At 67.0% G+C, this 11,474-nt stretch carries 9 protein-coding genes; 1 reads left to right on the top strand and 8 read right to left on the bottom strand.

The genetic code is table 11. The features are described from left to right. From AC07PF_RS09115 to AC07PF_RS09080, 8 genes are all read right to left on the bottom strand, one after another. Positions 1-209: hypothetical protein (locus AC07PF_RS09115; protein WP_494611622.1), on the bottom strand; the 209-nt coding region annotated here is incomplete at its 3' end. A gap of 182 nt (positions 210-391) precedes the next feature. After that, a complete protein-coding gene (locus AC07PF_RS09110) occupies positions 392-1,591 on the bottom strand; it encodes a ribonucleotide-diphosphate reductase subunit beta (RefSeq protein WP_007859331.1) in 1,200 nt (399 codons plus the stop codon). A gap of 135 nt (positions 1,592-1,726) precedes the next feature. Further along, the gene (locus AC07PF_RS09105; protein WP_494611621.1) at positions 1,727-4,663 is read right to left on the bottom strand and encodes a ribonucleoside-diphosphate reductase subunit alpha; all 2,937 of its coding nucleotides are present in this window, start codon (positions 4,661-4,663) and stop codon (positions 1,727-1,729) included. A gap of 396 nt (positions 4,664-5,059) precedes the next feature. Continuing rightward, on the bottom strand, positions 5,060-5,683 hold the full coding sequence (gene ampD / locus AC07PF_RS09100) for a 1,6-anhydro-N-acetylmuramyl-L-alanine amidase AmpD (RefSeq protein WP_494611620.1): 624 nt from the start codon (positions 5,681-5,683) through the stop codon (positions 5,060-5,062). Beyond that, positions 5,667-7,232 carry a sigma-54-dependent transcriptional regulator gene (locus AC07PF_RS09095; protein WP_494605615.1) on the bottom strand — a complete coding sequence of 522 codons (1,566 nt, stop codon included), beginning with the start codon at positions 7,230-7,232 and terminating at the stop codon, positions 5,667-5,669. Before AC07PF_RS09095 ends, ampD begins: the two co-directional genes overlap by 17 nt. Positions 7,233-7,254: 22 nt before the next feature. Continuing rightward, on the bottom strand, positions 7,255-8,961 hold the full coding sequence (locus AC07PF_RS09090; RefSeq protein WP_494611619.1) for a sensor histidine kinase: 1,707 nt from the start codon (positions 8,959-8,961) through the stop codon (positions 7,255-7,257). Between the two features lie 13 nt (positions 8,962-8,974). Next, the gene (locus AC07PF_RS09085; RefSeq protein WP_145695783.1) at positions 8,975-9,202 is read right to left on the bottom strand and encodes a PP0621 family protein; all 228 of its coding nucleotides are present in this window, start codon (positions 9,200-9,202) and stop codon (positions 8,975-8,977) included. Beyond that, positions 9,199-9,996: a cytochrome C assembly family protein gene (locus AC07PF_RS09080; RefSeq protein ID WP_494611618.1), complete on the bottom strand. Its 798-nt coding sequence runs from the start codon at positions 9,994-9,996 to the stop codon at positions 9,199-9,201. Before AC07PF_RS09080 ends, AC07PF_RS09085 begins: the two co-directional genes overlap by 4 nt. A gap of 91 nt (positions 9,997-10,087) precedes the next feature. Between AC07PF_RS09080 and ffh the strand changes: the two genes are divergently transcribed. Then, positions 10,088-11,467 (top strand): signal recognition particle protein, encoded by a 1,380-nt coding sequence (gene ffh / locus AC07PF_RS09075; protein ID WP_007859324.1) that lies wholly within the window; start codon positions 10,088-10,090, stop codon positions 11,465-11,467. Positions 11,468-11,474: the final 7 nt, after the last annotated feature.

The following is an 11,474-nucleotide window of genomic DNA, read 5'->3' as shown; positions in this document are numbered from 1 at the left end:
GCAGGAGCGGCCTTCTTGGCTGGTGCTGCTGCCTTCTTGGCGGGAGCGGCCTTCTTGGCTGGTGCTGCTGCCTTCTTGGCGGGAGCGGCCTTCTTGGCTGGTGCTGCTGCCTTCTTGGCGGGAGCGGCCTTCTTGGCTGCTGGCTTTGCAGCTACAGCCTTCTTCGCGGGAGCTGCCTTCTTTGCAGCGGGTTTTTTCGCAGTTGCCATCATGTTCTCCTTGAGTCAATTTGCAAAGAGCACTTCGTGTCTACAGTGGACATGAAGCGATCCATGGAGATGGGGCGTACCCCATCTCCATGAACACGGGAACGCCCTGCACGGCAACGCGCTTGGGCGTTGTCCGTGCAGGGCGTGGTGTGGGGATCCATGGCGTGCGTGCACCTGCGAGGCTAGTCCCAGGACAAGGCGCCACCCGACTGGTACTCGATGACGCGCGTCTCGAAGAAGTTGCGCTCCTTCTTCAGGTCGATCATCTCGCTCATCCAGGGGAATGGATTTTCTTCGTTGGGGAACAGCGTCTCCAGGCCGATCTGGGTGGCGCGGCGGTTCGCGATGTAGCGCAGGTAGCCCTTGAACATCGATGCGTTCATGCCCAGCACGCCACGTGGCATGGTGTCTTCGGCGTAGCGGTACTCGAGCTCCACGGCCTTCATGAACAGGGCCTTGATCTCGGCCTTGAACTCCGCGGTCCACAGGTGCGGGTTCTCCAGCTTGAGCTGGTTGATCAGGTCGATGCCGAAATTGCAGTGCATGGACTCGTCGCGCAGGATGTACTGGTACTGCTCGGCCGCGCCGGTCATCTTGTTCTGGCGGCCCAGCGCCAGGATCTGCGTGAAGCCCACGTAGAAGAACAGGCCTTCCATCAGGCAGGCGAAGACGATCAGCGACTTGAGCAGCGTCTGGTCGGTCTCGAAGGTGCCGGTGTGGAAGTTGGGGTCCATGATCGCCTCGATGAAGGGGATCAGGAACTGGTCCTTGTCGCGGATCGAGGGCACTTCCAGGTAGGCGTTGAAGATCTCGCCTTCATCGAGGCCCAGCGACTCCACGATGTACTGGTAGGCATGCGTGTGGATCGCTTCCTCGAAGGCCTGGCGCAGCAGGAACTGGCGGCACTCGGGCGCGGTGATGTGGCGGTAGGTGCCCAGCACGATGTTGTTGGCGGCCAGCGAGTCGGCGGTCACGAAGAAGCCGAGGTTGCGCTTGATGATGCGGCGCTCGTCATCGGTCAGGCCGTTGGGGTCCTTCCACAACGCGATGTCGCGCGTCATGTTCACTTCCTGTGGCATCCAGTGGTTGGCGCAGGTGGCGAGGTACTTTTCCCAGGCCCACTTGTACTTGAACGGCACCAGTTGGTTGACGTCGGTCTGGCCGTTGATGATGCGCTTGTCGGCAGCGTTCACGCGGCGGTGCGCGGGTGCTGCGGCAGGGGCCGCTTGCGGTGCTGCGGATGCAGTCATCGACGCATGCACTTCCTGAAGAGAGGGGGTCTGGAAAGACAAAGGCGACTGTTCCGCCGGGTGGCTTTTGTTCAGTCCACCGTCCAGTTGATTTTGCGATGAGGGCTTGACTTCTTCGTCCCAGGACAACATAGATTTTCCAGTGTTCGGATTATGAAAGCAGTGCTGCAAAAAGGAAAGCACCGCAGCGTTGTGCAGCAACGTTTTGTTGCTTCACAGCACCGAAGCGGCGTGCATGGGTCCTCATGCGCGCCGCTTCATGGGGCCTTACTGGCAGGCCTCGCAGGTTGGATCATCGATCGCGCAGAACTTGATGTCGGTGGCAGGCAGTGCCGCGGCCTGTGCGGCAGCAGCCGCTGCGGCCACTTCCATCGCGCTGGGCTTGGCAGGTGCTGCCTGTGCCGCGCCGGCATCGCTGCCCGACGACACGGAGTTGAGCTGGCGCGTGTTCACGGTGCTCATCTCCACGTGCGTGGCGCTCTGCGTGCGCAGGTAGTAGGTGGTCTTCAGGCCGCGCAGCCAGGCCAGCTTGTAGGTGTCGTCGAGCTTCTTGCCCGATGCGCCGGCCATGTAGATGTTCAGGCTCTGCGCCTGGTCGATCCACTTCTGGCGGCGCGATGCGGCTTCCACCAGCCACTGCGAGTCGACTTCGAAGGCGGTCGAGTACAGGGCCTTGATGTCCTGCGGTACGCGGTCGATGGGGTGCAGCGAACCCTTGAAGTGCTTGAGGTCCATGATCATCACGTCGTCCCACAGGCCCAGGCGCTTGAGGTCGCGCACCAGGCCACCGTTGATCACGGTGAACTCGCCCGAGAGGTTGGACTTGACCGACAGGTTGCCGAACGAGGGCTCGATCGATGCGTCCACGCCGATGATGTTGGAGATGGTCGCGGTGGGGGCGATGGCGACGCAGTTGGAGTTGCGCATGCCGTCCTGGGCGATCTTCTTGCGCAGCGCATCCCAGTCCAGCGTGGCCGAGCGGTCCACCTCGACATAGCCGCCGCGTGCCGTGGCCAGCATGTCCAGCGTATCCAGGGGCAGGATGCCCTGGTCCCACAGCGAACCCTTGTAGCTCGTGTACTGGCCACGTTCCTTGGCCAGCTCGGTCGAGGCCCAGTAGGCGTAGTAGCAGATGGCTTCCATCGACTTGTCGGCGAACTCCACGGCCGCTTGCGAAGCGTAGGGAATGCGCAGTTCGTACAGGCTGTCCTGGAAAGCCATCAGGCCCAGGCCCACGGGGCGGTGGCGCAGGTTGGAGTCACGCGCCTTGTTGACCGCGTAGTAGTTGATGTCGATCACGTTGTCCAGCATGCGCATGGCCACGGTGATGGTCTTGCGCAGCTTGGCGTGGTCGATCTGGCCGTCCTTCAAGTGCTGCAGCAGGTTCACGGAACCCAGGTTGCAGACCGCGGTCTCGGTGTCGCTGGTGTTCAGCGTGATCTCGGTGCACAGATTGGACGAGTGCACCACGCCGGCGTGCTGCTGGGGCGAGCGCACATTGCAGGCATCCTTGAAGGTGATCCAGGGATGGCCGGTCTCGAACAGCATGGTCAGCATCTTGCGCCACATGTCGGTGGCCTGCACCGTCTTGGAGGGCTTGATCTCGCCGCGTGCAGCCCGTGCTTCATAGGCCACGTAGGCCTTCTCGAAGGCGGTGCCGAACAGGTCGTGCAGGTCAGGCACGTCGGAGGGCGAGAACAGGGTCCAGGTGCCCTTTTCCATCACGCGGCGCATGAACAGGTCGGGGATCCAGTTGGCCGTGTTCATGTCGTGCGTGCGGCGGCGGTCATCGCCGGTGTTCTTGCGCAGCTCCAGGAACTCCTCGATATCCAGGTGCCAGGTTTCCAGATAGGTGCAGACGGCGCCCTTGCGCTTGCCGCCCTGGTTCACGGCCACGGCCGTGTCGTTGACCACCTTGAGGAAGGGCACCACGCCCTGCGATTCGCCGTTCGTGCCCTTGATGTGCGAGCCCAGGGCACGCACGCGGGTCCAGTCGTTGCCCAGGCCGCCGGCGAACTTGGACAGCAGCGCGTTCTCCTTGATGGAGTCGTAGATGCCTTCGAGGTGGTCGGGCACGGTGGTCAGGTAGCACGAGGACAGCTGCGAGCGCAGCGTGCCGCTGTTGAACAGCGTGGGCGTGCTGGACATGAAGTCGAAGCTCGAGAGGATCTCGTAGAACTCGATGGCGCGGGCTTCACGGTCGGCTTCGTTGAGCGACAGGCCCATGGCCACGCGCATGAAGAAGCACTGGGGCAGCTCGATGCGGGTCTTGCGCACGTGCAGGAAGTAGCGGTCGTACAGGGTCTGCAGGCCCAGGTAGTCGAACTGCAGGTCGCGGTCGGCATTGAGGGCGGCGCCCAGGCGGGCCAGGTCGAACGTCAGCAGGCGCGGGTCCAGCAGCTCGTTGTCCACGCCCTTCTGGATGAACTGCGGGAAGTACTCCACGTAGCTCTGGCCCATTTCGGCCTGGGTGACCTCGCGGCCCAGCACTTCGCGCACGATGGTGTGCAGCAGCAGGCGTGCGGTAGCGTAGGTGTAGTCGGGGTCCTTTTCGATCAGCGTGCGGGCTGCCAGGATGGAGGCCTTGTAGACCTCGTCCATGGGGACGCCGTCGTACAGGTTGCGCATGGTCTCGGCCACGATGGGCTGGGCCGACACGTCGGCGCCCAGGTTCACGCAGGCCGACTCGATCAGGCCCCGCAGGCGCACCAGGTCAAGCACCACGCGCTTGTCGCCGTCCAGCACGTGCAGTGCCGGGGCGGGAGCGGCCTGGGCTTCCTGTTCGACATGGCGGGCACGCTCCTGGGTGCGGCTTTCGCGGTACAGCACGTAGGCGCGGGCCACTTCGTGGTGGCCACCGCGCATCAGCACCAGTTCCACCTGGTCCTGCACGTCTTCAATATGGAAGGTGCCGCCGCCAGGACGCGAGCGCGCCAGGGCGCGGGCGACGTTCTGGGTCAGCGTGTCCACCACTTCGCGCACGCTGGCCGACGCGGCACCCTGGGTGCCGTGCACTGCCAGAAACGCCTTCATCATCGCCACGGCAATCTTCTGCGGCTCGAACGGGACCACGGCGCCATTGCGGCGGATGATCTGGTAGTGGGCGAACGTGGGGTTCGCGCCCTCCGGTGCAGAAGCCGCCTCGGGTGCATCCGTGGATGCGGGGCGGGTGGTGGACGAAGGCGTGTTCAAAGCAGCTTGCATGGATGTCCTCTTTTTGGGTGCTGTCTGGGATGTGCGGGCGGCTTTCGGTGCCGCCGGGGAGAGAAGCGATGCGCCAGCTTCTCGTCTGGCGCACACTATATATGGTGTGTCTGTCGCGTTCAATACGCTACCTGTAGTGTACCGCCGCTGGCGACCCCAAATTCCGAAACAGCATGTGTCACCAGGGATAAAGCGCCTGCACGGACCTGCTGCGAACCCGCCATGCGCGCGATGGATGCCTGAAAAAACCGCGCAACCGCGCGCCATGCGGCGGGGTTTTGCGCGGCAGGCCGCATGCGCACTGGCGCCGTGGATTTGTGCATTCGCACAAAAAAATATTTGCGGGTGTGGCGTCCCGGCACCGTCCGTGGGGGGCGAGGTGCCACGCCCGGCGGATCAATCGCCGATGGCGTTCGCCGGCCGGGTTTCGGGAGGAAAGCGCTCCGCTGGCCAGGCCAGGGACTGCTGCACGGCGGCCCAGTCGAAACCCGCGCCGGGATCGTGCTTGCGCCCGGGGGCAATGTGCTCGTGGCCGGCCAGGTGGGCGATCGGATAGCGCAGCGCGATGTCGCGGCACAGCCAGGCCAGGGTGGCGTACTGGGCGGCCTCGAAGCGCTCGCCCTCAAGGCCTTCGAGCTCGATGCCGATGGAATCGTCGTTGCATTGCGCGCGGCCCCGGTAGGCCGAGGGCCCGGCATGCCAGGCGCGCTGGTCGCAGTCCACGAACTGCCAGAGCACCCCGGTGCGCTCGATGAAGAAGTGCGCGGACACCGTGAGGCCGCGGATGCCCTGGTAATAGGCGTGCGCATCCCAGTCGAGCGTGTTGGTGAACAGCTGGCGCACGGCCGGGCCCCCGTACTCGCCCGGAGGCAGGCTGATGGAGTGCACCACGATCAGGTCGATCTGTGCCGCTGGCGGGCGCGGGCCGTAGTTGGGCGAGGGGTGGCGCACGGCCGACCGGTGCCAGCCCTGCTCCCAGGCGGAGCCGCCGGCACCGGCTGCGTCAGCCAGCGTCGTCATGGGCGTCCTGGTCATTGGGTACGGCGATGTTCAGGCGCGCGATGCGGTAGCGGATCTGGCGCAGGCTGATGCCCAGGCGCGCCGCCGTGGCCGTGCGGTTGAACCCCGCCTCGCGCAGTGCGCGCACCAGGATGTCGCGCTCCTGCTGGTCCAGCCAGGCCTGCAGGTCGCTGGGCAGGGGCGTGCTGGCGCCCGGCATCGCCGGGCTGGCGGCCAAGCCGGCGGTGGGGAGGGCCGGGGCACCGTCGGCATCGCGCGCGTCCGGCGCGGCCAATGGTGCGAAGGCCGCGGCATCCGGCGGCAGCATGTGCTCAGCGCGGTCGGGGGCTGCGCTGCCCGCCGGGGGTGCCACGCCGTCCACGTGCAGCTCGTCCCCTTCGCTCAGCGCCACGGCGCGGTGCAGCAGGTTCTCAAGCTCGCGCACGTTGCCGGTCAGCGGGTGGGCGGCAATGGCCTGGATCGCGTGCTCGGTGAGGGCCGGCACGGGCATGCCCGAGTCCTGCGCGATGCGCGCGAGCAGGGCCCGGCACAGGGCCGGCAGGTCCTCGCGCCGCTCGCGCAGCGGCGGGATCACGACCTCGATCACATTCAGGCGGTAGTACAGGTCCTGGCGGAAGCGGCCGCTCTGCACGTCGGCCGCCAGGTCGCGGTGCGTGGCGCTCACGATGCGCACGTCCACCGTCTCCTCCTGCGTGGAGCCCAGGGCGCGCACGCTGCGCTCCTGGATGGCGCGCAGCAGCTTCGATTGCATGGCCAGCGGCAGGTCGCCGATCTCGTCGAGGAACAAGGTGCCCCCGCGCGCAGCCTGGAAGTAGCCGTCCCGGTCCTGGCTGGCGCCGGTGTAGGAGCCCTTGCGCGCGCCGAAGAACTCGGCCTCGAGCAGGTTCTCGGGAATGGCGCCGCAGTTCACGGCCACCCAGGGGCCATCGGCGCGCTGGCTGCTGGCGTGCAGTGCCTGGGCGACGAGCTCCTTGCCGGTGCCCGACTCGCCGTGGATCAGCACCGGCGCCATGCCGCGTGCGACCTTGGCCACGCGCTGCTTGACATTGCGCATGGCGGCCGACTCGCCGACCAGCCGGTCCAGCGCCGAGGACGAGGCCTGGGCATCGACCGTACCGCTACCGCCACCTGCGCGCCCGCCCGGGGTGCGCGAGGCGCGCGGCGCGGGCACGCCCCCCGTGCCCTGGATGGCCGAGGCCACGACCGAGCGGAACTGCTTCAAGTCCACTGGCTTGGTCAGGTAGTCGAAGGCGCCCGAGCGCAGGGCTTCCACGGCGTTCTCGGCCGAGCCATAGGCCGTCATGACCACGCAGCGCTCCTTGCGCTGCTGGTCGCGCAGGTCCTGCAGCAGCTCCATGCCGAAGCCGTCGGGCAGGCGCATGTCGGTGATCACGGCGTCGAAGCGGTGGGCCTTGAGCTGCTCGCGCGCCTCCTGCACGCTGGCGGCCGTTTCCACGCGGTAGCCTTCGCGCAGCAGCGTGAGTTCGTAGAGCGTGCGCAGATCGGGCTCGTCGTCCACGACAAGGATGGAAGCAGCAGGGGCGTTCATGGGGGGCAGAAGAAAAAGGCTTTCAGACCACGATGGTGTCGAACAGGGAGGCCGGCTCGGAAGGGCGGGTGGTGCGCCGAAAGCCTACCGTAAATGCATTGCCGCCGGTTTCGCCACGCTGGGTCAGGCGCACGACCCGCTGGTAGCCGATCGAGGCGCCATGGCGCTGGCACAGCTCGCGGCAGATGTACAGGCCCAGGCCGCTGGAGCGGCTTTCGGACGAGAAGAAGGGCTCGAACAGGTGGCGTTCCACGGACTTGTCCATGGGCGCCCCATCGCTCCAGACCTGCAGGCTGATCTGGCCGGTGATGCTGGTGCGCGTGGTGATGCACAGCGAGTCCGGTTCGGCGCCCCGGTAGCGCAGGGCATTGTCCAGCAGGTTCACCAGCACGCGGCGCAGGTGCTCGGAGTCGAACTCCACATGCGCATCGCCCGCACCCAGGGCCACCAGCCCGCGCCGCTGTGCCGGGTCCTGGCCTTGCCAGTCGTTCCAGACCTGGGACACGGCTGCGTCCAGTTGCAGGGTGGAGGCGGGCGAATGGCTGATCTGGTGCTGCACGCGGGCGATGTCCAGCACCTCCTCGGCAATGCGTGCCAGGCGTTCCGCGTTCTGCTGCACCATGTGCGCCAGGCGCTTCTGGCCGGGGTCCGTGAGGTCCTCCTCGAGCAGCGCATTGGCCTGGACGATGGCCGCCAGGGGGTTCCTGATCTCGTGCGCCACGGCGGCCGACATGCGGCCCATCGCGGCCAGCTTCTCGGTGCGCAGACGCGCCTGCATCTCGCGCAGGTCGTGCAGGAACATCACGCACAGCCGCTCGCTGCCGGCCTCGCGCGCCAGGGTGCGCGAGGAGGTCAGCCAGGTGCGCACATGCAGCCCGGTGGGGCTTTCGCCGGGGTGCAGCAGGTCCGCATCGGCGGTCTGGGGCATCTCCTGGCGGAAGGTGCGGCGCGCCAGCTTCACCAGGGGATCCCAGGCGGCGGCATGCGTTAGCGAAAAGGGCAGCGGCGGCAGCGGCGGCTGGCCAAGCAATTGCAGGGCCGCGGGGTTGGCCGTGCGCACGGTGTCGTTTTCGTCCACCACGAGCACGCCGTCCGTGAGGTTCTGGATCACCAGGGCACTCACCTGCGTCTGCACACGCGCCGTCATCTGGCTTTGCAGGGCCACTTCCTGCTCGCGCGCCAGGCGCGTGGCGAGCTGGTGCACCAGGTAGGAGACGATGAAGTAGCCCGTGCCCGTGAGGGCGCTTTGCAGGTAGCGCTGGGGGTCGTCGACCCCGGCGCGCGAGCCCAGCCAGGCCAGGCCCAGCAGCAGCAGGGTCACGCCCGCCGTGGTGCCCAGCGCCAGCGTCAGGGTGCCCAGCACGGCCGCCATGAGGATCGGCAGGCCAAACAGCGGGGTGTAGTTTAGGGCGCCCGAGTGCAGCAGCTGCAGGGCGCAGACCACGGCCAGGTCGACGCCGATGGACGGCAGCCAGTGCATGCCCGTGCCCGGTGGCGGCGGCCGGTGGCGTGCCAGGATGCGCATCAGGATGGTGGCGACCAGGTAGGCCATGGTGACCGCCAGCGTGGCCGGGTCCAGCGTCTGGTTGACCGCCTGGCCCAGGGTCTGCAGCAGGACCAGGGCGATGGCGACCATCACCCGGGCGGTCAGGAAGCCCTTCCACAGGCGCAGGAAAGGCGCGTCCACCGTCACCAGCAGGTTGCTGGCCGGCGGCGGGCTATCGGCCATGGGCGTCGTCGGTTCAGGGCTTGCCAAGGCGCAGGTGCTCCAGGCTGCAGTAGGTGCTCTCCCCCTGGATCTGGGCCTCGGCACGCGGCACGTGCACGCCGCAGTGCGCGCAGGCCACCATGTCCTGGGGCAGCGCCGGGGGGCGGGCCTTGCCGGGCTGGGCCTCCTTGGGCGCGGCGCGGTTGCTGCGCCAGATGCCGATGGCCACCACCAGCACCACCAGCAGAACAAGGTACTTCATGCGCTGCGGCCCAGGATGACTTCGAGCACGAAGCGCGAGCCCACATAGGCCAGCAGCAGCAGGCCCGCGCCCGCGTAGAGCACGCCCACGGCGGTGCGGCCGCGCCAGCCGAAGCGCGCCCGGCCCAGCAGCAGCGTGGCAAACGTGATCCAGGCCATCAGCGAGAAGATCGCCTTGTGGTCCCAGCGCCAGGCACGGCCATAGAGGGCGTCGCCGAACAGCCAGCCGGCCAGCAGCGTGGCGGTGAGCAGCACGAAGCCGGCCGTCACGAAGCGGAAGGTCAGGCGCTCCAGGGTGAGCAGCGGAATGCCGCTGTGCGGGTCTTCTGCCTGGCGGATGTGGCGCTCGGCGCGTGTCATCAGCCAGGCATGCACCACGGCGGCGCCGAACAGGCCGTAACAGGCGATGCCCAGCGCCAGGTGCAGCGGCAGCCAGGCCGAGGCCGACACGTGCAGCGGCTGGCCCGGGAACACCATCGCCAGCACGATGGCCAGGGCACCCAGCACCGCCAGGACCCAGCGCGCCTGCATCTGCGGAAACAGCTGCTTTTCCACCGCGTACACCGTGAGCACCAGCCAGGCCGTCATCGACAGGGCCTGCGCAAAGCCGAAGCGTGGCGCCTCGTTCCACAGCCCCAGCACCAGCGTGGCCCCGTGCAGCAACCATGCCAGCAGCAGGGCGTTGCGCATGCCGGCCGCCCCCAGGCGCGACGCCGCGGCAGCGGGCATGGCATAGGCCGCCGCTGCGGCAAGCGCGAGCAGCCAGCCCAGGGGAGAAGCACTGGGTAAAATCATGGGCACAGTTTAGTTGCCTTTCGCTTCACCGCCAGCGCCCTGGCGGGCCCACCCGTGCCAATCGCCCGTGGGCAACACCGGAACAATCCCTATGGCCTCCGCCCTTACCGACAAACTCACGCGCCTCGTCAAGGAGATGCGTGGCCAGGCCCGCATCACCGAATCCAACGTGCAGGACATGCTGCGCGAGGTGCGCATGGCCCTGCTCGAAGCCGACGTGGCCCTGCCCGTCGTGCGGGATTTCATTGCCCGCGTCAAGGAAAAGGCCCTGGGCCAGGAAGTGCTGGGCTCACTCAAGCCGGGCCAGACCCTGGTCTCCATCGTCAACCGCGAACTCGCCGCCACCATGGGCGAGGGCATTTCCGACATCAACCTGGCGGCCCAGCCACCGGCCGTGATCCTGATGGCCGGCCTGCAGGGCGCCGGCAAGACCACGACCACGGCCAAGCTGGCCAAGCACCTGATCGAAAAGCGCAAGAAGAAGGTGCTCACCGTCTCGGGCGACGTGTACCGCCCCGCCGCCATCGAGCAGCTCAAGACCGTGACGAAGCAGGCCGGTGCCGAGTGGTTCCCGAGCACGCCCGAGCAGAAGCCGCTCGATATCGGCCTGGCCGCGCTCGACTACGCCAAGAAACACTACTTCGACGTGCTGCTGGTCGACACGGCCGGCCGCCTGGCCATCGACGAAGTGCTGATGAAGGAAATCAAGGACCTGCACGCCGCGCTGAACCCAGTCGAGACCCTGTTCGTGGTCGATGCCATGCAGGGCCAGGACGCGATCAACACGGCCAAGGCCTTCAAGGAAGCCCTGCCGCTCACCGGCATCGTGCTGACCAAGCTCGACGGCGACTCGCGTGGCGGTGCCGCGCTGTCGGTGCGCCAGATCACGGGCGCGCCGATCAAGTTCGCCGGCGTCTCCGAAAAGCTTGACGGCCTGGAGGTCTTCGACGCCGAGCGGCATGCGGGCCGCATCCTGGGCATGGGCGACATCGTGGCCCTGGTGGAGCAGGTCACGGCCGGTGTGGACATCGAGGCCGCGCAGAAGCTGGCCGCCAAGGTCAAGAGCGGTGACGGCTTCGACCTCAACGACTTTTTGTCGCAGCTGCAGCAGATGAAGCAGATGGGCGGCCTGTCGAGCCTCATGGACAAGCTGCCGGCCCAGTTCACCGCCAAGGCCGGCGCCGTGGACATGGACAAGGCCGAGAAGGACATCAAGCGCAAGGAAGGCATCATCCAGAGCATGACGCCGCTGGAGCGCCGCAAGCCCGAGCTGATCAAGGCCACGCGCAAGAAGCGCATCGCGGGTGGTGCCGGCGTGCATGTCCAGGAGGTCAACCGCCTGCTCAAGGAGTTCGAGCAGATGCAGGACATGATGAAGAAGATGAAGGGCGGCGGCCTGATGAAGATGATGAAGAAGATGGGCGGCATGAAAGGCCTGGGCGGCGGCGGCATGCCCAAGATGCCGTTCTGACCCCGGT

Source organism: Acidovorax sp. GW821-FHT10A04, assembly GCF_059415825.1.
This window is presented reverse-complemented; position numbering and strand designations above follow the sequence as displayed.

Coding starts and splice junctions, on each gene's coding strand:
- ffh (WP_007859324.1), top strand. CDS start 10,088: ATGGCCTCCGCCCTTACCGACAAACTCACGCGCCTCGTCAAGGAGATG.
- AC07PF_RS09095 (WP_494605615.1), bottom strand. CDS start 7,232: ATGAACGCCCCTGCTGCTTCCATCCTTGTCGTGGACGACGAGCCCGAT.
- ampD (WP_494611620.1), bottom strand. CDS start 5,683: ATGACGACGCTGGCTGACGCAGCCGGTGCCGGCGGCTCCGCCTGGGAG.
- AC07PF_RS09110 (WP_007859331.1), bottom strand. CDS start 1,591: ATGTTGTCCTGGGACGAAGAAGTCAAGCCCTCATCGCAAAATCAACTG.
- AC07PF_RS09105 (WP_494611621.1), bottom strand. CDS start 4,663: ATGCAAGCTGCTTTGAACACGCCTTCGTCCACCACCCGCCCCGCATCC.
- AC07PF_RS09090 (WP_494611619.1), bottom strand. CDS start 8,961: ATGGCCGATAGCCCGCCGCCGGCCAGCAACCTGCTGGTGACGGTGGAC.
- AC07PF_RS09085 (WP_145695783.1), bottom strand. CDS start 9,202: ATGAAGTACCTTGTTCTGCTGGTGGTGCTGGTGGTGGCCATCGGCATC.
- AC07PF_RS09080 (WP_494611618.1), bottom strand. CDS start 9,996: ATGATTTTACCCAGTGCTTCTCCCCTGGGCTGGCTGCTCGCGCTTGCC.